Annotated in this window: 19 protein-coding genes; 7 read left to right on the forward strand and 12 right to left on the reverse strand. The window is 73.8% G+C overall.

The window, feature by feature from the left end; all coding sequences use genetic code 11:
- Positions 1-22: 22 nt before the first annotated feature.
- The 7 genes from AB0O11_RS31280 to AB0O11_RS31310 all read right to left on the reverse strand — a co-directional run bounded on the left by AB0O11_RS31280 (position 23) and on the right by AB0O11_RS31310 (position 8,744).
- On the reverse strand, positions 23-1,138 hold the full coding sequence (locus AB0O11_RS31280; RefSeq protein WP_363393718.1) for a glycosyltransferase: 1,116 nt from the start codon (positions 1,136-1,138) through the stop codon (positions 23-25).
- Positions 1,135-1,830 (reverse strand): polysaccharide deacetylase family protein, encoded by a 696-nt coding sequence (locus AB0O11_RS31285; protein ID WP_363393720.1) that lies wholly within the window; start codon positions 1,828-1,830, stop codon positions 1,135-1,137. Before AB0O11_RS31285 ends, AB0O11_RS31280 begins: the two co-directional genes overlap by 4 nt.
- The gene (locus AB0O11_RS31290; protein ID WP_363393722.1) at positions 1,820-3,559 is read right to left on the reverse strand and encodes a lipid II flippase MurJ; all 1,740 of its coding nucleotides are present in this window, start codon (positions 3,557-3,559) and stop codon (positions 1,820-1,822) included. The genes AB0O11_RS31285 and AB0O11_RS31290 overlap by 11 nt, the downstream gene beginning before the upstream one ends.
- Positions 3,556-4,902, reverse strand: a complete 1,347-nt coding sequence (locus AB0O11_RS31295) for an O-antigen ligase family protein (RefSeq protein WP_363393724.1) — start codon at positions 4,900-4,902, stop codon at positions 3,556-3,558. Before AB0O11_RS31295 ends, AB0O11_RS31290 begins: the two co-directional genes overlap by 4 nt.
- Positions 4,903-4,908: 6 nt before the next feature.
- A complete protein-coding gene (locus AB0O11_RS31300) occupies positions 4,909-6,432 on the reverse strand; it encodes a sugar transferase (RefSeq protein WP_363393726.1) in 1,524 nt (507 codons plus the stop codon).
- Positions 6,433-6,828: 396 nt separating this feature from the next.
- The gene (locus tag AB0O11_RS31305) at positions 6,829-7,983 is read right to left on the reverse strand and encodes a glycosyltransferase (RefSeq protein WP_363393727.1); all 1,155 of its coding nucleotides are present in this window, start codon (positions 7,981-7,983) and stop codon (positions 6,829-6,831) included.
- Positions 7,984-8,303: 320 nt separating this feature from the next.
- Positions 8,304-8,744 carry an SRPBCC family protein gene (locus AB0O11_RS31310; protein WP_363393729.1) on the reverse strand — a complete coding sequence of 147 codons (441 nt, stop codon included), beginning with the start codon at positions 8,742-8,744 and terminating at the stop codon, positions 8,304-8,306.
- 91 nt (positions 8,745-8,835) lie between these two features.
- Between AB0O11_RS31310 and AB0O11_RS31315 the strand changes: the two genes are divergently transcribed.
- On the forward strand, positions 8,836-9,735 hold the full coding sequence (locus AB0O11_RS31315; RefSeq protein WP_363393731.1) for a HipA family kinase: 900 nt from the start codon (positions 8,836-8,838) through the stop codon (positions 9,733-9,735).
- A gap of 141 nt (positions 9,736-9,876) precedes the next feature.
- On the opposite strand, the gene AB0O11_RS31320 is transcribed toward AB0O11_RS31315, so the two are convergent.
- From AB0O11_RS31320 to AB0O11_RS31335, 4 genes are all read right to left on the reverse strand, one after another.
- Complete coding sequence (locus tag AB0O11_RS31320) at positions 9,877-11,361, reverse strand: S8 family serine peptidase (protein ID WP_363393733.1); 1,485 nt, start codon at positions 11,359-11,361, stop codon at positions 9,877-9,879.
- Positions 11,362-11,613: 252 nt separating this feature from the next.
- Positions 11,614-12,732, reverse strand: coding sequence for an amidohydrolase family protein (locus tag AB0O11_RS31325; RefSeq protein WP_363393735.1), 1,119 nt, complete (start codon positions 12,730-12,732; stop codon positions 11,614-11,616).
- A gap of 2 nt (positions 12,733-12,734) precedes the next feature.
- Positions 12,735-14,198 carry a glutamine synthetase family protein gene (locus tag AB0O11_RS31330; RefSeq protein ID WP_363393737.1) on the reverse strand — a complete coding sequence of 488 codons (1,464 nt, stop codon included), beginning with the start codon at positions 14,196-14,198 and terminating at the stop codon, positions 12,735-12,737.
- A gap of 77 nt (positions 14,199-14,275) precedes the next feature.
- Positions 14,276-16,987: an MXAN_6230/SCO0854 family RING domain-containing protein gene (locus AB0O11_RS31335; RefSeq protein ID WP_363393739.1), complete on the reverse strand. Its 2,712-nt coding sequence runs from the start codon at positions 16,985-16,987 to the stop codon at positions 14,276-14,278.
- A gap of 588 nt (positions 16,988-17,575) precedes the next feature.
- Here AB0O11_RS31335 and AB0O11_RS31340 point away from each other — a divergent pair.
- The gene (locus AB0O11_RS31340) at positions 17,576-19,351 is read left to right on the forward strand and encodes a 3-hydroxybutyryl-CoA dehydrogenase (protein WP_363393741.1); all 1,776 of its coding nucleotides are present in this window, start codon (positions 17,576-17,578) and stop codon (positions 19,349-19,351) included.
- Positions 19,352-19,457: 106 nt separating this feature from the next.
- Here AB0O11_RS31340 and AB0O11_RS31345 read toward each other — a convergent pair whose 3' ends face one another.
- Entirely contained in the window at positions 19,458-19,652 is a 195-nt protein-coding gene (locus tag AB0O11_RS31345) for a hypothetical protein (RefSeq protein ID WP_363393743.1), read from the reverse strand.
- On the opposite strand from AB0O11_RS31345, the gene AB0O11_RS31350 reads away from it, so the two are divergent.
- The 5 genes from AB0O11_RS31350 to AB0O11_RS31370 all read left to right on the forward strand — a co-directional run bounded on the left by AB0O11_RS31350 (position 19,651) and on the right by AB0O11_RS31370 (position 25,858).
- Complete coding sequence (locus AB0O11_RS31350) at positions 19,651-20,574, forward strand: TetR family transcriptional regulator (RefSeq protein ID WP_363393745.1); 924 nt, start codon at positions 19,651-19,653, stop codon at positions 20,572-20,574. The genes AB0O11_RS31345 and AB0O11_RS31350 overlap by 2 nt on opposite strands.
- Positions 20,575-20,943: 369 nt before the next feature.
- Positions 20,944-22,281, forward strand: coding sequence for a crotonyl-CoA carboxylase/reductase (ccrA, locus tag AB0O11_RS31355; protein WP_363393747.1), 1,338 nt, complete (start codon positions 20,944-20,946; stop codon positions 22,279-22,281).
- Between the two features lie 10 nt (positions 22,282-22,291).
- A complete protein-coding gene (locus AB0O11_RS31360) occupies positions 22,292-24,346 on the forward strand; it encodes a protein meaA (RefSeq protein ID WP_363393749.1) in 2,055 nt (684 codons plus the stop codon).
- A 34-nt stretch (positions 24,347-24,380) separates the two neighbouring features.
- The gene (locus AB0O11_RS31365) at positions 24,381-25,343 is read left to right on the forward strand and encodes a CoA ester lyase (RefSeq protein WP_363393751.1); all 963 of its coding nucleotides are present in this window, start codon (positions 24,381-24,383) and stop codon (positions 25,341-25,343) included.
- Between the two features lie 11 nt (positions 25,344-25,354).
- Positions 25,355-25,858 (forward strand): MaoC family dehydratase, encoded by a 504-nt coding sequence (locus tag AB0O11_RS31370; protein WP_363393753.1) that lies wholly within the window; start codon positions 25,355-25,357, stop codon positions 25,856-25,858.
- The last annotated feature ends 190 nt before the right edge of the window (positions 25,859-26,048 follow it).

The following is a 26,048-nucleotide window of genomic DNA, read 5'->3' on the forward strand; positions in this document are numbered from 1 at the left end:
CGGTTCCGGCAGTGGCGGGCGTTCAGTCGCGGGCCAGCCGGTCGTAGAGGGCACCCAGGTCTGAGGCGACCCGGGCGATGTCGTAGTGGCCGACGGCCGGGGGGTGCGGCAGCGGGTCGGCGGTGTGCGCGCTGAGCGGCCGCAGGTCGCGCAGCGCGGCGGCGTAGGCGGCGGGCTCGGAGGGGATGCGGCGGGCCTGCGGGGCGGCGCTGGGCGGCAGTTCGTCGAGCGCCGGGCAGGCGCTGTGCCGTACCGGCAGCCCCGCCGCGAGGCCCTCCAGGACGCCGAGGCCGAAGGTCTCCGTGGTGGAGGGGGCGGCCAACACGTCCAGGGCGGCGAGCAGTTCGGGCACGTCGTCGCGCTCGCCGGTGAGCACCAGCCGCTCCCGCACACCGAGTTCGTCGGCCCGGCGCTCCAGCGCGGCACGCTCCGGGCCCTCGCCGACCAGCACCAACCGGGTCGCCGGGTCGAGGTCGGCGAGCGCCTCGACCAGCACCTCGAAGCGCTTGCCGGGAACCAGCCGGCCCACCCCGCCGACCACCCAACTCCCGTACGGCAGACCGAGCTCGGCGCGCAGCCTGCGGCGGGCAGCGGCCCGTTCGGCGGGCGGGAAGCGGTAGCGGGAGGTGTCGATGCCGTTCGGGATCAGCTCGATCCGGGCCGGCGGGACGCCCCAGGAGCGCAGTGTCTGCGCGACCTGGCGGGAGACCGCGACGGTGGTGCTGCCGAGCCGCTCGGCCGCCAGGTAGAGGCCCTTGACGCCCCGGGTGGCCGGACGGCCCTCGATCACCCCGGCGTGCAGCGAGTGCTCGGTGGAGACCACCGCGCGCACCCCGGCCAGCCGGGCGGCCAGCCGGCCGTACAGCTGTGCCCGGTAGAGGTGGGTGTGCACCAGGTCGTAGTGGCCGGCCCGGACGAGCCGGACCAGCCGGGGCAGCGCGCCGAGGTCCCGGTTGCCGCGCATGCCGAGGTGGTGGACGGTGACGCCGTCGGCGCGCAGCGCGGCGGCGACCGTGCCGGGGTTGGTCAGGGCGAGCACCTCGCACTGCTGGTGCGCCGGCAGGTGCCCCAGCAGCAGCTGGAGTTGACGCTCGGCGCCGCCGGAGGCGAGGCCGGTGACGATGTGCAGCACCCTCATGGCCGGCGCTCCCGGCGGGACCGGCGCAGCTCGGTGACGGCGTCGCGCAGCCGGGGCCGGCCCTTCTTGTTGGTGCGCAGCCGCCAGGCGCCGTCGCGGTCGCCGACGTAGCAGCGGGGCGGTGCGTAGCGGCCGGTGACCGGGGAGTGCGCGATGGCGCAGGCGTAGTCGTACCCGGCGTCGCGCACGGCCAGGGCGGCGGGCAGGTCGACGGCGCCGTACGGGTAGCAGAAGCCGGCGACCGGGCCGCCGACGGCCTCCTCCAGCAGGCGCCGGCTCTCCTGGGTCTGGACGGCGAGGTCCTCGGCCGACAGGCCGGGCAGCGCCTGGTGGCCGAGGCCGTGCGAGCAGATCTCCCAGCCGGCCGCGGCGAGTTCGGTGACCTCCTGGACGGTGAGCAGCTTCCTGCGCGGGCCCTCGGTGTCCCAGTCGTTGTCCCGGCCGAGCAGGTCGGCGACCACGTACGCGGTGGCGCCGAAGCCGTACGTCTGGAGGATCGGCACCGCGGACCGGGCGAAGTCCGCGTAGCCGTCGTCGAAGGTCAGGCCGACCAGTCGGTCGTCCCGGCCCAGGGCGCGGGCCCGCATCAGCTCGCCGACCGGGCGGCGGCACCTGGGCAGTCGTGCCCGGTGCGGCGGTGTGCTGCTGACGCCCGCCCGGGCCGAACGGACGGTTCCCCGTTCATCGTCCATCGGGACGCTTCCCTTCTTCGGCGACGGTTCGCGGGTTCCGGACGGGCCCCAGGGCCCGGGCGACGGCGAGGACCGGGCCGCGCACCTCGCGGGCGCCGATCCCGGTGCCGAGGGCCGCGAAGGCCAGCGCCACGGTGAGGCCTCCGAGGAGGGTCGAGAGCAGGGGGTCGGCGGCCAGTCCGGCGACGGCGGTGCCGAGCACCGTGGCCCCGGCGGCGGCGGCCACCAGCCGGCCGTGGCCGCCGAGCACCCGGCGCAGCCGCAGCGGGATGCCGCGGAGCACCAGGCCGTGCAGCAGCAGTGCGGCAGTGGTGGTGATGCCGGCCGCGTTGCCGGCTGCCAGCCCCAGGGCGCCGAAGCCGGGTGTGGCGAGCAGGCCGGTGGTGACGGTGACGCCGAGGCCGAGCACCATCGCGGCGGCCGGGTACCAGTCCAGCAGCCGGCGGCGGCCGTCCTCGGTGCCCGGGTCGTCGGCCCGGCGGACCACCGGACGCAGCGAGAAGTACGGGCGGATCATCACGCCGATGAGCGCCTGGGCGGGCAGGCCGAAGCTGTACACCCGGATGACGTCGGCGGTGGCGGCGGTGTCGTGCGGGCCGAAGGCGCCGCGTTCGAACAGCAGCGAGACCACCGAGGGGGCGCAGGCCATCAGGAAGGCGGTGCCGAGCAGGACGACGGCCGCGGCCTGGCCGAGGTCCTGCTCCACCCGGTCGCGGGCGGCGGTGAGGTCCCCGGCGGCGAGTGCCCGGGCGACCAGCGGGAAGGTGACGGTGCAGATCAGGAGGCCCGCCGTCATGGCGAGCTGGGAGACCTTGGCGGCGTAGTTGAGGTGCGAGATGGTGCCCGGCGGCAGCGCCGAGCCGAGGTAGCGCTCGACGAAGACCTGGGACTGGCGGGTGAGCGTGAAAGCGGCCACCGGCAGCAGGGCGAGCGGCATCAGCACCAGGGCCCGGCGCGAGCGGCGGCCTCGGCCGGCACCGGGCGGGCCCTGGCGCAGCCTGCGCAGGAAGGGCCCCACCAGCAGACCGGCCATCAGCAGGCTGCCGACCGCGACGCCGAGGGCGGCGGAGCGCACGCCCAGGTAGGAGTGGAAGCACAGCAGGACGGCGAGGATGCCGAGGTTGTGGGCGACGTAGATGCCGGCCGGGGCGGTGAAGCGGTGGTGGGCGCGCAGCGCGGCGACCAGGAAACCGGCCACGCCGAAGGGCAGCACGGTGATCGCGGTGATCCGGGTGCAGGTGACGGCCAGGTCGGGGTCGGTGAGGCCGGGGGCGAGGAATCCGACCAGTTCCGGGGCGCCCAGGACGACGGCCAGGGCGAGGCCGCCGAGCGCGATCAGCAGCCAGGGCAGGGTGGCACGGACCAGCTGGCGGACCGGGTCGGGGGCGTCCGGGTCCTCCTCGCGCAGCACCAGGGCGAGGGCGAAGGCGGGCACCATGAGGAAGGACATGGCGTCCTCGATCAGCAGCGGTGCGGCGGTCTCGGGGACGGTCCAGGCGACCAGGAAGGCGTCGGTGCCCTGGTTGGCGCCGAAGTAGCGGGCCAGCAGGAGGTCGCGCAGCAGGCCGAGGCCGGAGCCGGCGGCGCTGAGGACGGCGGTGATGCCGAAGGCCTTGGCGACGAAGCCGCGCCGGGGGGCCGGGTGGTGCTCGGCGGCCGGGTCCTGGCCGGGGGCGCTGCGGGGGGCCGGGAGGGAGGGGGCGAGGGCGGCCGGCTGGTCGGTGGTCACCGGGCCGCTCCGGTGGTCGCCGACCCGGTGGCGGGACGCTCGGGCCGGTGTGCGGCCGCGTGGGCGGCGAGGCCGAGGACGACGGAGGTCAGCACGGTGGTGGTGCCGCCGATGTCGGCGTACAGGAAGTCGACCAGTACCCAGGTGAGCAGGGCGAGTGCGGCGAGCCCGGGGCCGTGGCGGTGGCGGTGGCAGCCGAGCAGCAGGGCGAGGAAGAGTGCGGCGTAGGCGGTGATGCCGATCAGGCCCTGTTCGCTGAGCACCAGGAGGTACATGTTGTGCGGGGAGAGCAGCGGTTCGCGTTGGAAGCCGATGGTGGCGTCGGCGGCATCGCTGCCGGAGGACAGCCGCAGCGGGGCGCGGCTGTCGCGCAGTTGCTGGAAGGCCTTCGGTCCGGCGCCGTGCACGGGGTGGTCCTGCCAGATCCGTCCGGCGGTGGCCCACAGGTCGTACCGGTCGGAGACGGACCGGTCGGGGGCGGCGGAGACGGAGCCGATCGAGCTGAGCCGTTCGGTGACGCCGGAGCCGCCGAGGCCGAGGCCGCCGACCAGGACGACCGCGGCGGCCAGGCCGAGGACGGCGCTGCGCACCAGCAGCCGGGCGTCGGCGCGCAGCAGCAGCACGGCCGCGGCAAGGCCGGTGGCGATCCAGCTGCCGCGGCTGAAGGAGACGGCCAGCGGGAAGGAGAGGAAGGCGGCGGCGGCGAACATCGCGCGGCGCAGCCGGGCGTTGCCGCCGGGCCCGCGCTCGCCGAGGGCCAGCGCGAGGGCGGCGAGCAGCCCGTAGCTGACCACGCTGGACATCGCCATGATGTCGAGTGCGCCGAAGGTGCCGACGGCCCGGATCGGCCGGCCGGTGTAGGAGGCGCCGGTGTGGGTGAGGTACTGCTTCGCGCCGACCACACCCTGGATCAGCGCGGCGAGCACGAAGGAGCCGAGGACCAGGCGCTGGTCGGTCCGGTCGCGCAGCGAGCAGAGGACGGCTGCGGGGACCAGGACGAACACCTGGGTGAGCCGGACGAAGCCGGTGACGCCGGCGGCCGGGTCGATCGAGCCGATGGTGGAGACCGCCGCGGCGACCACGATCCCGCCGAACAGCGCGCAGGTGGTGCGGCTGATCGCGGGCAGCCGCCCGCGCAGCAGGTCGAGCGCGGTGAGGGCGACCAGCGCCAGCGAGGCGAGATCGGCGGCGGTGACGTGGACGGCGGCGGCGACGTCCTTCTCCCCGGTGGGCACGCAGACCAGCAGGACGGTGGCCGCGGTCAGCGGGCTGGTGCGCTCCGCGAGCGCGGGCAGCGTCTTCCGTAAGGCCGGGCGGGGGAAGGCGGGGAGGGTCAGGGCCACGCTGGGTCAGCTCCCGTCCGGGTGGAGCATCAGGGCTGCGGTGCGGCACAGGATCTTGACGTCCTGCCAGAAGCTCCAGCTCTCGATGTAGCGGTTGTCGAAGCGGGCCCGGTCCTCGATGGAGGTGTCCCCGCGCAGGCCGTTGACCTGGGCCAGACCGGTGAGGCCGACCGGGACCCGGTGGCGGTCGGCGTACTCGGGGTAGGCCTGGCCGAACCGCATGACGAAGTACGGCCGTTCGGGGCGCGGGCCGACCAGGCTCATGTCGCCGCGCAGGACGTTCCACAGCTGGGGCAGCTCGTCCAAGGAGCTCTTGCGCAGCAGTCGGCCGACGGTGCCCATCCGGTGGTCCTGGGAGATGTTCCAGCGGGTGGCGGACTCGTGCGCGCTGCTCGGGCGCAGGGTGCGGAACTTGAGGACGGTGAAGACCCGGCCGTCCAGGCCGGTGCGCTGCTGGCGGAAGAGCACGCCGGGGCCGGTGTCGAAGCGGACGGCGAGGGCGCAGAGCACCAGGACGGGGGCGAGCAGCAGCAGGCCGACCGCGGCGGCGGTGAGGTCCAGGGCGCGCTTGGCGGCCCAGCCGGGGCGGCGCCTCGCCGGACGGCCGACCCGCAGGCAGGGGAAGCCCCACAGGTGGTCGCCGCCGGTGATCGGGGTGGCGGGCAGTGAGCCGTACTCGCGCAGCGCGGGCACCAGCCAGACCTGGCAGCCGAGCCGGGCGGCCTCGCGCAGGGCGGCGGCGGTCTCGGCCTCGTCCTCGGCGCCTGCGGTGGCGATCACGTGCTGGACGCCGTGCCGGCGCACCTCGCGCTCCAGTGCCTCGCGGCCGCCGAGCACGGGCAGGTCGGTGTCGCGGGACAGCAGCGGCGGGTCGGCGTCGAGGAAGCCGACCGGGCGCATCCCGTACTCGCCGTGCTCGCGGAGGGCGGCGGCGACCCGGTGGCCGAGGCGGCCGGCGCCGAGCACGAGGACGGGGCTGGGGTGACTGCGGCGGGTCCGCCGGACCAGGTGGTAGAGGACGGCGCGGCCGACGGCGGCGATCAGCAGCTGGGCGCCGAGCAGGACGGTGAGCCGGGCCAGGCCGGCCGGGCCGCAGTCGGGCCAGCGGTCGCCGAGGCAGCCGGACAGGGTGACGGCGAAGGCGGTGGCGACCACGGCCCGGGCGGCCAGCGCGGGCAGTTCGTCCAGGACGGAGAGGGTGAGCCGGGAGCGGTAGAGGCCGCCGGCCAGGTTGAGCAGGAGCAGCAGGGGCAGGACCGCGGGGACGCCGAGCAGCGGGTCGAGCGGGGCGGCCGGGTCGACGGCGCGGTTGGCGATGCCGCCGGCGGAGCACAGCGCGATGATGTCGGCCTGGACCAGCGCGAGCGACAGGGCCAACCGGGCGCGGACCGTCCCGCGGGGGCGGCGCGGCGGCGGGACCACTCGGGGGTGTGCCACTCCCGCCGGACGGTCGAGCAGCCCGGTACCGGGCCGGCGGGGGCCGGCCAGCGGGCCGCCCGATCGCGGCACACTGTCGTGGTCAATGGTCATCAGCGCACGATCTCCCCTGCTGTGTGCCCGGGGTGACGGTGCCCCGGCACCGGTTGGCGCGGGGCGGCCGTCCCGGCCCGGTGGGCGCGGTCCTGACAGCGCCTGCTGCCGCTGGCGGCTTTCGGATGTCCGGTGGCGGGGCCGATCGCGAAGGGACCGGTCACGAACGGGTCGGTCGCGAGGGGCTCAACCGCGAATTCCCGGCGCGAAATCTGAACGAAGCAGGCAAAATTCGACAATACAGAACCGGGCCATAAAGGCCGGAAGTTGACTTGCCAATTCATTCCAGCCGCCCATTAATAAGTATGTGGGATTTGACGCCTCGCCTCCCTGTCCGGTCGAGGGCGCGAATACGACAGCGCCGGAAACGGCGGGCATTCACGGCATGTGAAACGATCAGATCCGCTCCGGGACACGGGTCCGGCGTCGCCCCGCCGCCGGACCGGCGCCCAGCAGGTGGCGGTAGAGGACCTCCACCTGTTCGACCACGGTGCGCACGTCATGCCGACCGACCACGTGGTCGCGCAGCCGGGCGCCGCGCCGCTCGCATTCGATCGGATCCGACAGCGCTTCCCCCATCCGGGTGGCGAGGGAACGCGCGTCCTCGGGCGGGACCACCGCACGCGCGAGCTCGGACGGCGGCAGGCACTCCCGGGCGCCGGGCACGTCGGTCAGCAGCACCGGACGGGCGGCCGCCATCGCCTCCAGCGGGGCCAGCGCCATCCCCTCCCAGCGCGAGGGCAGCACCACCAGGTCGGCCGCTGCCAGCCACGGGCGCGGGTCCGGCACGTCCCCGACCAGCCGGACCCGGGCGGGCTCGGCGGTCTCCCGCACCAGCTCCGCCACCCGCTGCTCCTCCGGCCCGCCGCCGACCAGCGCCAACCGGGCCCGCGGCACCCGGCGCAGCACCTCCGGCCAGGCGGCCAGCAGCACGTCCTGGCCCTTCTGCCGGCACAGTCGCCCGACGCACACCGCGAGCGGGGCGTCCAGGTCCAGGCCGAGCGCGATCCGGGCGGCACGGCGGTCGGCGGGCGCGTAGTGGCGCACGTCCACGCCGTTGGGCACCACCGCCCAGTCGGCGTGCACCCCGGCCGCCACACCGTCGGCCCGCTCCTGGACACTGACGCACAGCAGCCGGTGCGACCAGCGGGTGGCGAAGCGCTCCCAGCGCAGGGTGGCCGCGGCCAGCGCACCGTCGACGGCGGCGAAGGACCAGGCATGCGGCTGGAAGACGGTCGGCACCGTGCCGCGCACCGCGAGCCGCCCGGCCAACCCGGCCTTGGCGCTGTGCAGGTGGACCACGTCGGGCGCGGCCGCCCGGACGATCCGGCGCAGCCGCCAGGCCTCGGCGAGGGTGCCCGGGCCGGGCGAGCGCCGGGCGGGCCAGTCCTGGACCAGCGCGCCCACCGCGGCGGCCTCCTCGGCCAGCCGCCCACCGCGGGGGCAGGCGACCAGCACCCGGTGGCCGGCCTCGCGCTGGCCCCGCACCAGATCGGCGACGACACGGGCGACCCCGCCGTCCACCGGTTGGGAAATGTGAAGGATCGTCATATGCACGGCGGCGAGCCTAGGGTGGCTCTCGGACGCCGGGCGGCGCTCGTCACCCTCAGGTGGCAGTTCGGCCACCCGTACGGCTTTCGGCTCGTACGGGCGACCGAGCCGCTCGAATTCCCGGGCGATTCGATCGCCTTGATGGATCGACGCGCACGAATCGCGCGATTGGCGATTCCGGCGGCTCCGCGGACCCCGGCGGACGGTGGGGTCCTCGGTGAAACCCGAGGTCTTCAGTGGAACTTGAGGCCCTCGGTGAACCTCGGAGTCCTCGGCGGAACTCGGCGGCCTCAGCGGAGCCCGGCGGACCCGTGGAGGCCTCAGCGGACCTCGGCGGCGAGATTGGCCAGCACCTGGTCGTGGATCCGGTTCAGGCCCTTCGGGGCGAAGGTGCGCTCGAAGAAGCCGCCGATGCCGGTCGCCCCCTGCCAGGTGGCGGTCACGGTGACCTTGGAACGGCCCTCGCCGACGGCCGAGACGATCCAGGTGATCACCATGCTGGAGTTGGCGTCCTTCTCCACCAGCTGGTCGGGCCTGGGCGCGGAGACGGTGAAGAGGCAGTCGCGCACCCGCTTCTCGGTCGCCTGGAGCTTCCAGTGCACCTGAGTGCCGGCACCGGTGCCGCCGACCCGCACCTCGTACTCGCTGTACTGCGCGGGCAGCAGCTTCGGGCGGGTCACCTGGTAGTCGGCCAGCGCCTCGTACACCCGCTCGGGGGCCGCGTCGTAGACCCGCTCGGTGGTGGCCTGCACCTGTCCCATGACCTTGCTCTCCTCATGTGGTGGGAACCGCTCTGTCCGGCAAGCCAATCACAGGGTCGCGCCCGCGACGCGGCGGGATAGGGTGGCCGGTGTGCTCGATCTGGTGACTGCTGTGCGCTACGTCGACCCGCTGCGGGCCGGCGGCTCCGTCCCCGGTGTGGTGGAGACCGACGACCTGGGGACGTACGTCGTCAAGTTCACCGGGGCCGCGCAGGGCCGCAAGGCGCTGATCGCCGAGGTGATCGTCGGCGAGCTGGCCCGGCGGCTGGGCCTGCGGGTGCCCGAGCTGCGGCTGGTGGACTTCGACCCGGCCGTCGCCGTGGACGAGCCGGACGCCGAGATCCAGGACATGCTCAAGGCCAGCGCAGGCCTCAACCTCGGGATGGACCTGCTGCCCGGCGCGCGGGACTTCCGGCCGGGGATGATCGCGGTGGACTCCGTCGAGGCCGGCCGGGTGGTCTGGCTGGACGCCCTGACCGGCAACGTCGACCGCACCGTGCACAACCCCAATCTGGTGGTCTGGCACGGGCGGCTCTGGCTGATCGACAACGGCGCCGCACTGATCTTCCATCACCGCTGGGCGGGGGCCGAGGCGGCGGTCGGCAAGGCGTACGACCTCAGCGCGCACGCGCTCGGCGGCTCGGCCCCGGACGTCCGGCTTGCCGACGAGGAGCTCGGGCCGCTGGTCACCGTGCCGCTGCTGGAGGAGGTGGTGGCGCTGGTCCCGGACGAGTGGCTGGCCGGCGAACCCGGCTTCGACTCGGTGGATGCCGTCCGGCACGCCTACGTGACGCACCTGGCCGCCCGGGTGGTGCTCTCCGAGGAGTGGCTGCCGGAGGGCTTCGCCACGCCCGAGCAGCTGCGCGAGGCGGAGCGGCGGCGGGCGGCCCGGACGCGGGCGGGCCGGCCGGTCTGGCTGCAGGAGGTGCCGGACCTGCACGGCAAGCCGTCGGTGGAGACGGTCTGGGAGCACCACTTCGACGAGGGCTAGCCGGGCCGGCGGGCCGGGCGCGGGGCGGCCGGAGCGCTGCTGGTCGGATGCGACCGGCTGGTGATCGAAAACGACCGGGGAGCGGGACCCAGTGGTCCCGCTCCCCGGCTCTACTGTTCAGAGGTGTCCGCGGTCAGCGCGTCAGCGCCACCACTGGACCGCCTTCTCGGCGTTGACCAGGCCCGCGCCGTAGAAGCCGTTGTCGTCGGCGCCGCCCTCACAGGTGGCCTTCCAGGCGCCGGCACCACCCGGGTTGTACTCGCCGGTCGGGCACGGGATGGACTCGGCGTGGGTGGTCAGCATCTCGGTCAGCTCGTCCGGGCTGGCCCACGGGAAGGTGCTGGCCAGCAGCGCGACCACGCCGGCGACGTGCGGGGTGGCCATCGAGGTGCCCTGCATGTAGCCGTACTTGCCACCGGGGATGGTGGACAGGATGCGGCCGTCCTTGTCCGGGGTGTCCGGGAGCTGGTAGCGGCGGTCGCCACCCGGGGCGGTGACGGACACGACGCCCTTGCCGTAGCTGGAGTAGTACGACTTGACGCCGTTGACGCCCACCGCGGAGACGGCGACGACGCCGGGCAGCTCGGTCGGCAGCGACAGGCAGTCGTTGGTGACCGGGCGGGTGCCGGGGGTGGTGTCGTCCGGGCTGGCCACGTCGACGGTCTTGTGCGCCAGGTCGAGGTTCTCGTTGCCCGCGGCGGCGACGTTGAGGACGCCCTTGCGCTGCGAGAAGGCGACGGCCTTGCGGACGGCCTCCGAGATCGCGGCCTGGTCCTTGTCCGTCTTGCAGTTGAACATCCACGGGTCGACGAAGTAGCTGTTGTTCGTCACCTTGAAGCCGTGCTCGCCGGCCCAGACGAAGCCGCAGACCGCGTTCTCCGGGTAGATGAACCCACCGTCGTCGACGACCTTGACGGCGGCCAGCTTCACGTTCGGCGCGACGCCGACGATGCCCTTGCCGTTCTTGGCGGCGGCGATGGTGCCGGCGACGTGGGTGCCGTGGTCGCTGGTGGTCGGCTGCCAGGCCTTCCAGTCGGTGTTCGTCTTGCCGTCGATGCAGGAGACCGACTGCGAGGCGTCCACGTTGGCGGCCAGGTCCTCGTGGGTGGCGTCGATGCCGGAGTCCAGCACGCCGACGGTGACGTTGCGGCTGCCGAGCGAGATCTTGTGGGCCTTGTCGGCACCGATCTGACGCATGTCCCACTGGTAGGCGTCGTAGGGCTCCTGGCCCGGAGCGGCCGCGGCGGCCGGCTCGGCGGCGACGTCGGCCTTGCCCTGGTCGGCGGCCTGGATGCCCTTGGTGCGGCTGGCACCGACCGAGTCGACGCCCTTGGCCAGGCGCAGCTTCTCGGCGAACTTGGTGTCGTTCGAGCGGGCGACCACGACGCCGACCTGCTCGTACGACTGGACCACGGTGCCACCGAGGCCGGTGATGGCCTTCTCGACCTTCTGCACCTGGCCGTGGTTGGCCTTGGTGTTGACGACGTAGCTCATCAGCGGACCGGTCGTCGAGTCGGCCGCGGGGGCCGCGACGGCGGTGCCGGCCGGCAGCGCGAGGGCCCCGGCGGTGGCGAGCACGACGCCCACTGCCGCGTACCGGGTACGGCTGATCCGAGGAACACGCATGGGGGTTGGCCTCCCGAGTCGTCAGGCGGCAGCTGCGATGGGCAGGTGCGCTTGGGAATGACCGGGACGCTAATGAATATTTGCTTATAAGCGCAAGAGGTAGTCATCTAATCGTCACATCCGGATCAGGAACGGGGGTTGCGAGCTCCGGGGCGCAACAGGGAAACAGAGATCAAGAGTGTTAAAAAGTGATGGTTCGCCGACGTGCGGCCGCACCCGCCATAACGGCGGCCACCAGCACGGATCGCACCCCTACAACGCGTACAACCGGCGCGCGTTGCCGGCCGCGACCAACCGCTCCACCCGCTCGGCGTCGGCCGCGGAGCAGGCGCCGTCGGCCTGCCAGCCCGCGAGCACCGCACCCAGTCCGTACCGGAACTGACAGGTGCCCACCAAATAAAGTTCGGGCAGCCCGTAGGCGTCGGTGGAGAACAACAATTTGCCGAACGGCGCCAGCTCCAGCATCTCGCCCAGCACCGCGGCCACCCGCGGCCCGGCGTAGGAGGCGGTCAGCCCGAGGTCGGTGTACACCGTCGGGAAGGCCTGGGCCAGCCAGGCTGCCTGCCGGTGGTACGGGTAGCCGTGCAGCAGCACCAGCGGGACGCCGCTGGGCTCGGCGGCCCGCACGAAGTCCGTCAGCAGCGACGGGTCGGCCCGGTGCAGGGTGAGGTCCGGATCGCCGAAGCCGGTGTGGAGTTGGAGCGGCAGGCCGAGCTCGGCGCAGACGTCCACGGCCGTCCAGAGCAGATGGTGCAGCAGCACCGGGTCGGTCAGCCGGCCCCGCCCGCCACGCAGGTGGGCGCCGGCCGCGGCCACCACCGCCGCGGCGGCCGGGCGTTCGGCGGGGGCGGCCAGACCGTGCCGGTAGGCGAGTACCGACTTGACCGCGACGGCCCCGGCGGCGGTCGACGCGAGCGCCTCGGCAACGGCGCGCGGCCAGGCCTCGGCGCCGCACGTCACCGTCTCCGCGATCGACTCCAGCCGGACCACCTCACGCACCGACGCCCCGGCGGCCTCGGCGAGTTCGGCCGGGGGCAGCAGTTCGTGGCCCGCGGCGGCGGTCAGCCCGGTGTCCACCAGGCAGGTGTCGAGCCCGGCCGCCGCCAGCAGCCGTCCGGTGGCCTCGGCCGCGCCCAACTCCCGCCGCCGGGCGAGGTAGTCGGCGGCGGGGGCGTGTGCCGGCAGGCCGAGCGCGGGCGGGCACCAGCGCCGCACCGCGAGGCCCAGCGCGCTGTCGAAGGGCGAACAACCGGGCGCGGGCGGGCGGTCCGACTCGGTGAGCAGCCCGGCCAGGGCGTCGTCGGCGAGCTCGGCCGCCACCACGCTGTGGCAGTGGTGGTCGACCAGCGCGGGCCCCTCCGGCCGGGCCACGCTCAGTACCGCCAGCGGGTGGCCGTGACCAACTCCTCGGGCGTGACGGCCGCGTACTGCTCCTGCTCCGCCCGGCGCACCGCCAGCACCGCCTGGTAGAGCGGCTCGCCGAGCGCCTCGCGCAGCACCGCGGAGCGCTCGTACGCGGCGATCGCCTCGGCCGGGCCCGTCGGCAGCCGGGGCACCGTGCCGGGCTCGGCGGCCGCTGGGTCCCCGGTGAACTCCGGTGGCAGCGCGCGGCGCTGGTCCATCCCGGCGAGGCCGGCCGCGATCACCCCGCCGACCGCCAGGTACGGGTTGGCGCTCGCGTCGAAGCACTTGACCTCGGCGTTGGCGGTGGCGGCCCGCTCCCCGGTGGAGCCGGTCACCAGGCGCAGCGCGGCCTCGCGGTTCTCCAGGCCCCAGCACTGGTAGGCGCCGGCCCAGTGCGACGGCACCAGCCGCAGGTACCCGGCCGGGCTGGAGCAGCCCAGCACCAGCAGTTCGGGCAGCGCGTCGAGCACCCCGGCGAGGAAGCCCTCGGCCTCCGCGGTCAGGCCGTGCGGACCGGGGCCGCCGTGGCCGAGGTTGCGCCCGTCCCGCCAGAGGCTGACGTGCAGGTGCCCGCCGTTGCCGACGCCGCCCGCCTCGACCACCGGGGCGAAGGAGACCCGCAGGCCGTGCCGGGCGGAGACGGCCCGGACGGTGTGCCGGACCAGGACGGAGGTGTCGGCGGCGGCGACCGGGCCCTCGGGGGCGACCGAGACCTCGAACTGGCCCGGGGAGTACTCGGGGTGGATCTGCAGGACGTGCAGCCCCTGCCGGCCGAGGGCGCCCAGGACGTCGCGCAGGTAGTCGGAGAGGTCGGTGACCCGGTGCATCCCGTACGCCGGGCCGTGCGTCGGGTACTGCGGCTCCTCCTGCGGGGCGCCGGCCAGGGCGACCGTCCACTCGACCTCGATGCCGGCCTTGAGGCTCAGGCCGCGCGCGGCCGCCACGGCCTGGACCCGGCGGGCGAACAACCGCTGACAGCCGGGGTGTGGGGCGCCGGCCTGGGTGTACCTGTCCCCCGGGGCCCAGGCCCAACCGGGCTGGGCGGCCAACGAGACGATCCGGTCGAGGTCCGGGTAGAGCCTGAGGTCCCCGGTGGGGCCGCCGATGATCGGACTGGTGGTGATCGTGTCGTCGGCGAGGAACACGTCGAAGCAGGGCGCGGTGCCGACGCCCCACTGCGCGGCGTGTGCCAGGCCGGCGAGCGGCACGGCCTTGACCCGGGTGACGCCGGCGTTGTCCACCCAGGTGACGGCCACCGCCTCGACGGCCTCGGTGCGCAGCCGGTCGGCGGCCTCCCCGGCGCGTTCGGCCCGCTCGGCGCGCGGTGGCAGCGCGACGGCCGCCGCCGCGGCGGTGGCGAGCTGTTCGGCCGTGGCGGGCGGCTCGGCGGGACCGGGCGCGGTGGGGCCGGCGGTGGCGGTTCCGGTGGTCATGCCACCATGCTGCCCCGCCGGTCGGGGTCGGGTAACTCCCCTATCGGGTGGTCCTATTGGCAGCCCTGTTCACCCGTTCACCCGTTCGGGGCGAATCTGGCGGTCAGCTCCCCCGCGGTGATCCGTTCCAGGGTGTCCGGGGCGGTGTCGGTCGGGCCCGGGTAGAGCCGGTAGAGCGTCCCGCGCACCTCGGCCGGGGCGGGCACGTCGGCGTGCACCAGGGCGGCGAACGCCCGGGCACCGGTGAGGCGTTCGGCGATCAGCCGGGCGGTGTCGTCCGGCGGCTGCTCGGTGCGCCGGTCGCTCGTGTGGCGGGCGCGCAGCCGCTCGGCGAAGGCGCTCACCGACTCGTCCGCGCCCCGGCGGTAGACGCCGAGCCCGCGGCCGGTCCGGTCGCGGACCAGCACCTCGTCGCTGCCCGCCGCCGCGGTGGCGCAGGCGAGGTCCCACAGGGTGGCCCGGGAACCGGGCGCGAAGTGCGTCAGGACGTCGGCGGCCAGCGAGCCGACCGCGGCGTGGTGCCGGTAGAGGTTGTGAAACCCGGTGCCGGAGCCCACATTGAGGTCGGTCCAGGTGTAGTCGCGGGTCCGGAGGTCGACGATCATCGGCACGCAGATCCTGGCGTCCCCGGCGAGGTCGAGCCGCTGGCGGACGTCCTTCGGGCGGAAGGCGCCCTTGCGGTGCCTGGCGGCCCCGGCCGGGTCGAGGGCCATGAACCCGGCGAAGGCGTCGGCGAGGTCCTCGAAGGGGACGTCGTTGTAGCTGAACACCACGACCACGGCGTACCGGGCACCGGCCTCGCCCAGCGCGGGCAGGTCGAGGTCGACGAACTCGGTGGCGCCGTGCGGCGGCGGGGCGCTGGTGTAGTCGCCGGAGTGGACGGCGGCGCGCGGCCCGGTGACCAGCCGGGTGTAGTCGCACAGACCGGTGAACCGCCAGTCCTCGTCGTAGAAGGCGACCGACAGGTCGAGGTCCACCCGCTGGCGCGGGCGCTGCATCCAGTGCACGAACAGCCGCAGCCGCTGCCCGTCCGGGAGGGGCTGCACGCTGCCGCGCGGCACCGCGACCAGGGTCTTGGCGCTGGCGCGCTCGGCGAAGGGCACCACCAGGTCGGCCAGCGCGGCGTCCAGCACGGCCACCTCGTAGCGCTCCGGGCGCTCGGCCGACTGTCCGACCCGGCGCAGCAGTTCGGCCTCGATCAGGGTGCAGACGGGCGCGCTGAGCGCGGCCGGGACGGGCGTGCCCCGGTCGGTTCGGGCATGCGCCGAGGCGATCCGGCCGCGCGGGAAGTACAGCCGCCGCTCGCCGTGCTCGCGCGGCGCGCGCAGGCGCCCGTACGCGCCGAGCAGCGGGCCGGGGGCGACCGCGCGCAGGGCGCCGGGCAGCGCCTCGGCGAGTTCGGCGGGCAGCGGTTCGCCGGGGAGCCAGGTGGCGTGCACCCGCAGCAGGTGGTGCAGCCGGCGCACCAGTTCGCCCGGGCGGCGGGCCAACAGCCGGACGGCGGCGGGCAGGTCGCCCTGTTCGAGGGCGTGCTCGACCCGGGCGGCGAAGGTCTCCACGGTCAGCCGGGTGTGGCCGCCGGGCGTCTCGCGCACCCGCAGCGGGGCGGGCGCCTCGCGCAACTGCGGGCCGAGGCCGTGCAGGTCGAGGTCGCTCTGCCGGACCACCGCGAACGCGGCCGCCGCGTACGGGAAGCGGGCGCGGTGCTCGTACGGGTGCAGCAGTTCGCCGACCCGCAGCCAGGGCTCGCGGTGGCGGCGCAGGTCCTCGGCGAGGGTGCCGGCCGGGAACGCGTCCAGGACGGCGAGCAGTTCGCGGCGCAGCGGGCGGGGCAGGCCCCGCAGGCGCAGCGTGCGGGCGGTCTCCGGCAGCAGGTCGGGTTCGGCACCGGACCACGCCCAGATCAGCCGCAGGACGTCGGTGGCGGTGGTGAGGTGGGCGGCGAGGAGCGGCCGGGCGGCCTCCCGGTCGCGGTGCAGCAGGGCGGCCAGCACGGTGGCGCGGGTCTCCCGGACGGGGATCTCGGCAGGCAGCCAGCCGGCCGGGTCGGCCGGGGCGTGGTCGAGCAGCAGGGCGAGGTCCTCGCGGTCCTGCGGGCTCAGCGGCGTGTGCCGGGCGAGCAGCGCGGCCAGTGCGGTGGCGGCGAGCGCGGCCGCGTCGGCGGGATCGGCCAGGCGCAGCGGCTTGAGCTGCTGTCCGGGCCTCAGTTCGCGGGCGGCGTTGCGGGCGGCCCTGGTGTCGGTGGACAGACGGCGCTTGCGCTCCAGCGGAGTGCGGCAGAGCGGGCAGTGGCGGTCGCCACCGTCCTCGACCCGCTCCTGGTAGCAGTCGCCGCACAGCAGGTGGGCGCAGGGGGCGAGGGCGCCGATGCCGGCCTCCAGGCTGCTGCGTTCGCAGAGCAGGCAGACCTGGCTCGCCTGGCAGAGCAGGTAGCCGCGGATGATCGCGGAGTAGTCGGCGTGCGCGTGCGAGGGCACGCCCTCGGGGAAGCGGCGGAACAGCGGGACGTGGCTGCGGTCGGCGCCGAGCATCGCGTCGATGCCGCGCAGCAGCCGGGTGCCGGCCGCGGAGAGGTCGAGCGGGCGCAGCCGGCCGAGGGCGGCCCGCAGCGGCGCGGTGAGCACGTGGCCGCGCCGGGCGAGGTCGGCCTCCAGTGCGACCAGCCCCTGGGCCGTCCACGGCTGCGGCTGGCCGGGCCCGGCTCCGGGCTCGACCAGGACCGTCCCGTGGCGGCGCAGCAGGTAGGCGTCCAGACCGGTCTCGGGCGCGATGGCGCTCGGCTTCTTCACAGCTCTTCCCCCGTGGGTACGACGAAGCGGGGGCGGAGAGTGGGCGCACTCGGTTCATTTTGGAGATGAGTGAGAAGGAAGCACGCCGCGGAGCCGCCCCCGCGTCGATCACCCTAGCGAACGCCCGTCCGAGGCCCGAACGGTTTTCCGTCTCCACCCCGGACGGCTCCGGCCCCCGCCCCGAACGGCTTTCCGGTCCCGCCCCCTTCCTACTCGCAAGTAGCTTCGCTACAGTGGCCGGACACGCACCACCGCCGGGCTTCGGGAGCCGCACCGGCGGCAGGCCGCGGTCGCCGCTTCTCCGGCGCTCGCGCGGTGCGCTTTCACCGGCCGGCGCCGCGGACCGCGGCGGGCCGGGTTCCTCCTCGTATCAGAGTCGCTTCCTTCACCTTCGAGCGCCTGAGCACCACGGCACATCCGCAGTTCGGCCGGAGCGGACCGGCCGCTGCCCGGGTGCGCCGACACCCCGTCATCTCCCCAGCCCCCGCGCGTGGACCCTCCTCCAGCGGCGGCCGCCCCCGGCGTACGGGCGCGGCGGCGTGCCCGCCGGAGCACGCGCGGGCCCTTCATGACTAGGAGTCAGGACAGATGGAGCGTCCCTTCCCCACCGTCGCGGTCGTCGGCCTCGGCACGATGGGTGCCGGCGTCGCGGTGGCGGTCGCCAAGAGCGGCCGCCGGGTGATCGGCATCGAGGCCACCGAGGACTCGGCCGCCCGGGCGCTGGCCCGGATCGAGGAGGCCACCGCGCACGCGGTGGAACGGGAGCGGCTGACCGCCGAGGAGCGCACCGGGCTGCTGGCCCGGATCTCGATCGGCCACGAGCTGGCGGCCGCCGCCAGGGCGGACCTGGTGATCGAGGAGGTGCCCGAGCAGCTGGAACTGAAGCGGGAGGTCTTCGCCGAGCTGGACCGGATCTGCCCGGAGGGCACCGTGCTGGCCACCGGCACCACCGCGCTGTCGGTGACCCGGATCGCCGCCGCGACCGCCCGTCCGGAGCGGGTGCTCGGCCTGCACTTCTTCAACCCGGTGCACGGCATGAAGCTGGTCGAGGTGGTCCGCACCGTGCTGACCTCCCCGCGGACCGCCGAGGACGCCGCCGCCTTCGCCCGCGACCTCGGCAAGGAGCCGGTGGCGGCCGGCGACCGGGCCGGCTTCGTGGTGAACGGCCTGCTGTTCGCCTACCTGAACCAGGCCGCCGCGATGTTCGAGTCCAAGTACGCCTCGCGGGAGGACATCGACGCCGCGATGCGGCTCGGCTGCGGCCTGCCGATGGGCCCGCTGGCCCTGCTCGACCTGATCGGCATCGACACCGCGCGCACCGTGCTGGAGGCGATGTACGAGCAGTCCCGGGACCGCCTGCACGCGCCCGCCCCGATCCTCGGCCAGCTGGTCGCGGCCGGGCTGCTGGGCCGCAAGACCGGGCGCGGCTTCTACACCTACGAGACGCCGGGCTCGTCCCGGGCCGTGGACGCGGCCACCGGGCCGGCCCTGCCCGGGGTGCCGGGCCGGGAGGTGCGCACCGTCGGCGTCTGCGGCTCGGGGACGATGGCCACCGGCATCGCCGAGGTGTTCGCCAAGGCGGGGCACCCGGTGCTGCTGGCCGCCCGGAGCCAGGAGAAGGCCGAGAGGGCCAAGGCGCAGCTGGCGAAGTCGCTGGAGCGCTCGGTGGCCAAGGGCCGGCTGTCCGCCGAGGCACGGGACGCCGCGCTGGCCCTGGTCACCCCGGTCGGCCGGTACGCCGAGCTGGCCGAGGTGGACCTGGTGGTCGAGGCGGTCGCCGAGGACCTGGCGGTCAAGCGGGAGCTGTTCGCCACCCTGGACAAGATCGTCAGGCCGGGCGCGGTGCTCGCCACCACCACCTCCTCCCTGCCGGTGATCAGCTGCGCGACCGCCACCACGCGGCCGCAGGACGTGATCGGCATGCACTTCTTCAACCCGGCCCCGGCGATGAAGCTGGTCGAGGTGGTCTCCACCGTGCTGACCGCGCCGGACGTCACCGCGACCGTGCTGGAGCTGACCGCCAAGGTCCGCAAGCACCCGGTGGAGTGCGGCGACCGGGCCGGCTTCATCGTCAACGCGCTGCTCTTCCCCTACCTGAACGACGCGGTGCGGATGCTCCAGGAGCACTACGCGACGGTGGACGACATCGACACCGCGATGAAGCTCGGCTGCGGCTACCCGATGGGCCCCTTCGAGCTGCTGGACGTGGTCGGCCTGGACGTCTCGCTCACGATCGAGCAGGTGCTGCACCAGGAGTTCCGCGAGCCGGGCCTGGCCGCCGCGCCGCTGCTGGAGCACCTGGTCGCGGCGGGCTGCCTGGGCCGCAAGACCGGCCGCGGCTTCCGCGACCACGCGCGCCGGTGACCACGCCGCAGGCCGGGGGCGGCCCGTACGAGACGCCGTACGGGCCCCCGCCGGCCGGACCGCACACCGCACAGCCGTACGGGACGCAACCGTACGGAGCCCAGCCCTACGGCGGCGCGGCTCCCGGGAACGGCGCCCCGTCGTACGGCTCCGCGCCCTCGGGGTCCTCCGCGCGCCCCGGCTGGAGCCCCGGGACGGTGTCCTCCCGCTGGCCCCGCCCGGCCGTGACCGGCCCGGTCGCACCGGTGCGTCGGGGAAGGGCCGCGGCCGCGCCGCCCGGGCCGTGTAGCGTTCCGGACATGGATCGGGTTCAGTCAACCTCCCCGCAGCACCCCGCCGGACCGCACCGCAGCGCCGACCGGACCGCTCCCTCCACCGGGGGCACCGGGCCGGACGGCGGGCCGGGCAGCCGCCGGGCGGCGGCGCAGCGCCAGCAGATGCGCCAGGACCTGGCCACGGCCGCGATGGAGCTGTTCGCCTCGCAGGGCTACGAGGAGACCACGGTCGACCAGATCGCGGCCGCCGCCGGGGTGGCCCGGCGCACCTTCTTCCGGTACTTCCGGTCCAAGGAGGAGGCGATCTTCCCGGACCACGACGACACCCTGGTGCGGGTGGCCGACCTGCTGGCCAGCGCCGAGCCGGAGGAGCACCCGCTGGACGTGGTCTGCCGCGGCATCAAGGAGGTGCTGCGGATGTACGCCTCCACCCCGGGGGTGTCGGTGGCGCGGTACCAGCTGATCCGTCAGGTCCCGGCGCTGCGCGAGCGGGAGATCGCCGTGGTGGCCCGCTACGAGCGGCTGTTCACCCGCTACCTGCTGGGCCGCTTCGACACCGGCGAGTCCATCCCGTCCGGCTGGCAGCGCGGCGGCGAGGACGACTCGATGCTGGCCGAGGTCTCGGCGGCGGCGGTGGTCGCGGCGCACAACCACGTGCTGCGGCGCTGGCTGCGGGCCGGCGGCCGGGGCGACGTGGAGGCGCAGCTGGACCACTCCTTCGAGGTGATCCGGCGGACCTTCTGGGCCTCCAGCGCTCCGGGTGCCAGACGCCGGGGATCAGTGGTGGCACCGGGTGCCAATGGGACCCCAGGGGACACCGGGGCGGAGAGCGCACTGAGTGCCAGCCCTGGAGGTGAGGTGCTCATCACAGTTGCCCGGACGGACGCTCCGCTGGATGTCGTGGTGGACAGCATCAGGGCCGCACTGAGTGGCATCCGAGAGCCGTAAGCCCAGTATTCACGCAGGTCAGAGCAGTATCGAGGGCCCGCGCCGACATGGCGGCGCGGGCCCTTCGCATGTCCGCGCAACGCGCGTCGCACGGCCTCGGAAGCTGCCGGAATTCCTGACACCCGGTGTCTTTACGAGTGGCACAGGGTGCCACTACCTTGTTACCCACCAGTCGCGGCGCCGCGGCTCCCCACCTCGGCGCGCCGTCGTCCGGCGTTCCCACACCCCGGGAGCAGAGCCAGAACGGCCCGGTCCACACCGGGCGCCCAGTCTGACCCGCCCACCACCCACCTCAGCGAAGCCGGTGTCCGCTCCCGGCTCCCCCAGACGCCCTGTGACCCTCACACAGGTACGCCTTCGGAGGCAGCCATGCAGGAAATCCTCGACGCGATCCTCAGCACCGACACGACGTCGGCGGACTTCGCGGCGATCAAGCTCCCCGAGTCCTACCGCGCGGTGACGCTCCACAAGGACGAGGAGCAGATGTTCGCGGGCCTCGACAGCCGCGACAAGGACCCTCGCAAGTCCCTTCACCTCGACGAGGTCGCCCTGCCCGAGCTGGGCCCCGGCGAGGCCCTGGTCGCCGTCATGGCCAGCGCGGTGAACTACAACACCGTCTGGAGCTCGATCTTCGAACCGGTCTCCACCTTCGGCTTCCTGGAGCGCTACGGCCGGCTGTCGCCGCTCACCAAGCGCCACGACCTGCCGTACCACGTGGTCGGCTCCGACCTCGCCGGCGTGGTGCTGCGCACCGGCGCCGGGGTCAACGCCTGGAAGCCGGGCGACGAGGTCGTCGCGCACTGCCTCTCGGTCGAGCTGGAGTCCCCGGACGGCCACAACGACACGATGATGGACCCGGAGCAGCGCATCTGGGGCTTCGAGACCAACTTCGGCGGCCTGGCCCAGCTGGCCCTGGTGAAGACCAACCAGCTGCTGCCCAAGCCCAAGCACCTCACCTGGGAGGAGGCCGCCTCCCCCGGCCTGGTCAACTCCACCGCCTACCGTCAGCTGGTCTCGCGCAACGGCGCCGGCATGAAGCAGGGCGACAACGTGCTGATCTGGGGCGCCAGCGGCGGTCTCGGCTCGTACGCCACCCAGTACGCGCTGGCCGGCGGCGCCACCCCGATCTGCGTGGTCTCCAACGACCAGAAGGCCGAGATCTGCCGCGCCATGGGCGCCGAGGCGATCATCGACCGCTCGGCCGAGGGCTACCGGTTCTGGAAGGACGAGAACACCCAGGACCCGCGTGAGTGGAAGCGCCTGGGCTCGAAGATCCGCGAGTTCACCGGCGGCGAGGACGTGGACATCGTCTTCGAGCACCCGGGCCGGGAGACCTTCGGCGCCTCGGTGTACGTCACCCGCAAGGGCGGCACCATCGTCACCTGCGCCTCCACCTCCGGCTACATGCACCAGTACGACAACCGGTACCTGTGGATGTCGCTCAAGCGGATCGTCGGCTCGCACTTCGCCAACTACCGCGAGGCCTTCGAGGCCAACCGCCTGATCGCCAAGGGCAAGATCCACCCGACCCTGTCCAAGGTCTACTCCCTGGAGGAGACCGGCCAGGCCGCCCTGGACGTGCACCACAACAAGCACCAGGGCAAGGTCGGCGTGCTCTGTCTGGCCCCCGAGGAGGGCCTGGGCGTGCGCGACGAGGAGTTCCGTGCCCAGCACGTCGACGCCATCAACCGCTTCCGGAACGTGTGAGACGGGTCCGATGACTGAGCCTCAGCACGTCCAGCGCGACCGTCCCTGGCTGATGCGCACCTACGCCGGCCACTCCACCGCGAGCGACTCCAACGCGCTCTACCGGCGGAACCTGGCGAAGGGTCAGACCGGTCTGTCCGTCGCCTTCGACCTGCCGACCCAGACCGGCTACGACTCCGACCACGTCCTCGCCCGCGGCGAGGTCGGCCGGGTCGGCGTCCCGGTCGGGCACGTCGGAGACATGCGCGCCCTGTTCGACGGCATCCCGCTCGAACGGACCAACACCTCCATGACGATCAACGCCACCGCGATGTGGCTGCTGGCGCTCTACCAGGTGGTCGCCGAGGAGCAGGGCGCGGACATCGCCAAGCTCACCGGCACCACCCAGAACGACATCGTCAAGGAGTACCTGTCGCGCGGGACGCACGTCTTCCCGCCCGGCCCGTCGGTGCGGCTGATCACCGACATGATCGCCTACACGGTCGGCAACATCCCCAAGTGGAACCCGATCAACATCTGCAGCTACCACCTCCAGGAGGCCGGGGCCACGCCCGTCCAGGAGATCGCCTACGCGATGTGCACCGCCATCTCGGTGCTCGACGCCGTGCGCGACTCCGGCCAGGTGCCGGCCGAGCGGATGGGCGAGGTGGTCGCCCGGATCTCCTTCTTCGTGAACGCCGGCGTGCGCTTCGTCGAGGAGATGTGCAAGATGCGCGCCTTCGCCCGGCTGTGGGAGAAGGTCACCCTGGAGCGCTACGGCGTCACCGACCCCAAGCAGCGCCGCTTCCGGTACGGAGTCCAGGTCAACTCGCTGGGCCTGACCGAGGCCCAGCCGGAGAACAACGTCCAGCGGATCGTCCTGGAGATGCTGGCCGTCACCCTCTCCAAGGACGCCCGTGCGCGGGCGGTCCAGCTGCCCGCCTGGAACGAGGCGCTCGGCCTGCCCCGGCCCTGGGACCAGCAGTGGTCGCTGCGCATCCAGCAGGTGCTGGCGTACGAGTCGGACCTGCTGGAGTACGGCGACATCTTCAACGGCTCCGAGGTGATCGAGGCCAAGACCGCCGAGCTGCTGGCCGGCGCCGAGGCGGAGATCGCCAAGGTGCTGGAGATGGGCGCCAAGGCCGGCAATCGTGGCATCATCCCGGCCGTCGAGTCCGGCTACCTGAAGTCCAACCTGGTCGCCTCGCACGCCGCCCGCCGGGCCCGGATCGAGTCCGGCGAGGACAAGATCGTCGGGGTGAACTGCTTCGACACCACCGAGCCGAGCCCGCTCACCGCCGACCTCGACACCGCGATCATGGTGGTCGACCCGGCCTCCGAGCAGTCCGTGCTCGCCGCCCTGGAGGCCTGGCGCGCCGAGCGCGACGAGGCCGCCGTCCAGGCGTCGCTGGCCGAGCTCAAGGCCGTCGCCGCCACCGAGGCCAACCTGATGCCGGCCACGCTCGCCTGCGCCCGGGCCGGCGTCACCACCGGAGAGTGGGCCTTCGCCCTGCGCGAGGTCTTCGGCGAGTACCGCGCGCCCACCGGCGTCGGCGGCGCCCCCGTCGCGGTGGCCGCCGAGCCCGGCGGCGAGCTGGAGCAGGTCCGTGCCGCGGTCGCCGCGACCGCGCAGGAGCTGGGTGCCGGCAAGCTGCGCCTGCTGGTCGGCAAGCCCGGCCTGGACGGGCACTCCAACGGCGCCGAGCAGATCGCCGTCCGGGCCCGCGACGCCGGGTTCGAGGTGGTCTACCAGGGCATCCGGCTGACCCCGGAACAGATCGTCTCCGCCGCCGTCGCGGAGGACGTGCACTGCGTGGGCCTGTCCATCCTCTCCGGCGCGCACAGCGAGCTGGTGCCAGACGTCCTGAAGCGGCTGCGCCGCGCCGGGGTGGAGGATGTCCCGGTGATCGTGGGTGGCATCATCCCGGCAGCGGACGGCGAGGCCCTCAAGGCCGCCGGCGTCGCCGCCGTGTTCACCCCGAAGGACTTCGGCATCACGACCATCATCGGCCGGATCGTGGACGAGATCCGGCTGGCCAACAAGCTTCAGCCGTGGACGTCCGCACCGACCGCGGCCACGAACTGACCAGCTGACCACTGGGAAGGAACCCTCGATTCTTATGACTGCTGTCAACCGTCTGCGCCCGCGCCGTTCCTGTCTCGCCGTGCCGGGCAGCAACCCGCGCTTCCTGGAGAAGGCCCAGGGCCTGCCGGCCGACCAGGTCTTCCTCGACCTGGAGGACGCCTGCGCCCCGCTGGTCAAGGAGAGCGCGCGCCACACCATCGTCGACGCGCTCAACAACGGCGACTGGGGCGGCAAGACCCGCGTCGTGCGCGTCAACGACTGGACCACGCACTGGACCTACCGCGACGTGATCACCGTGGTCGAGGGTGCCGGCCCCAACCTCGACTGCATCATGCTGCCCAAGGTGCAGGACGCCGAGCAGGTCAAGGCGCTCGACCTGCTGCTCACCCAGATCGAGAAGACCATGGGCTTCGAGGTCGGCCGGATCGGCATCGAGGCGCAGATCGAGAACGCCAAGGGCCTGATCAACGTCGACGCCATCGCCGAGGCCTCGCCCCGGCTGGAGACCATCATCTTCGGCCCCGCCGACTTCATGGCCTCCATCAACATGAAGTCGCTGGTCGTCGGCGAGCAGCCGCCCGGCTACGGCGCCGACGCCTACCACTACATCCTGATGCGCATCCTGATGGCCGCCCGCGCCAACGACCTCCAGGCGATCGACGGCCCGTACCTCCAGATCCGCAACCAGGAGGGCTACCGCGAGGTCGCCCGCCGCTCGGCCGCCCTCGGCTTCGACGGCAAGTGGGTGCTCCACCCGGACCAGGTCGCCGCCGCGAACGAGATCTACTCGCCCTCGCAGGAGGACTACGACCACGCCGAGCTGATCCTCGACGCGTACGACTACTGCACCTCCGAGGCGGGCGGCGCCAAGGGCTCCGCGATGCTCGGCGACGAGATGATCGACGAGGCCAGCCGCAAGATGGCGCTGGTCATCTCCGGCAAGGGCCGGGCCGCGGGCATGCAGCGCACCACCAAGTTCGAGATCCCGGAAAGCTGAGGACCCACGGCATGCAGTTCGGACGCACCTACGAGGAGTTCGAGGTCGGCGCGGTCTACAAGCACTGGCCCGGGAAGACGGTCACCGAGTACGACGACCACCTCTTCTGCCTGCTCACCATGAACCACCACCCGCTCCACATGGACACCAACTATGCGGAGAGGACGACGGACTTCGGCAAGAACGTCGTGGTGGGCAACTACATCTACTCGCTGCTGCTCGGCATGTCCGTCCCGGACGTCTCCGGCAAGGCGATCGCCAACCTGGAGATCGAGTCGCTGCGGCACGTCGCGCCGACCTTCCACGGCGACACCATCTACGGCGAGACCACTGTGCTCGACAAGTGGCCCTCCAAGTCCAAGGACGACCGCGGCATCGTGTACGTCGAGACCAAGGGGTACAAGCAGGACGGCACGGTCGTCTGCATCTTCCGCCGCAAGGTGCTGGTGCCGACCGAGACGTACATCAAGGAGCGCGGCGGCGAGCAGCCCAGCCGTCCGACCCCGCTCTCCTGAGCCTCTCCCCTCTATAGGGGCCCTCCGTCCGCGGCGGGCCCTTCGAGAGACCCCGGACGGGCAGGCCGCCGTCATCGGCCACGCCCCACCCGGTACGGGGGCCCTGCTGCCGCAGCCACGCCGGCAGGGCCCCCGCGGGGGGGCGGCGGGCCCGGGCGGCGCGGGGGCGCGGGCGCGCCGGGGCCGCGCG

This window comes from Kitasatospora sp. NPDC093102 (assembly GCF_040683915.1).
Taxonomy (GTDB): Bacteria; Actinomycetota; Actinomycetes; order Streptomycetales; family Streptomycetaceae; genus Kitasatospora.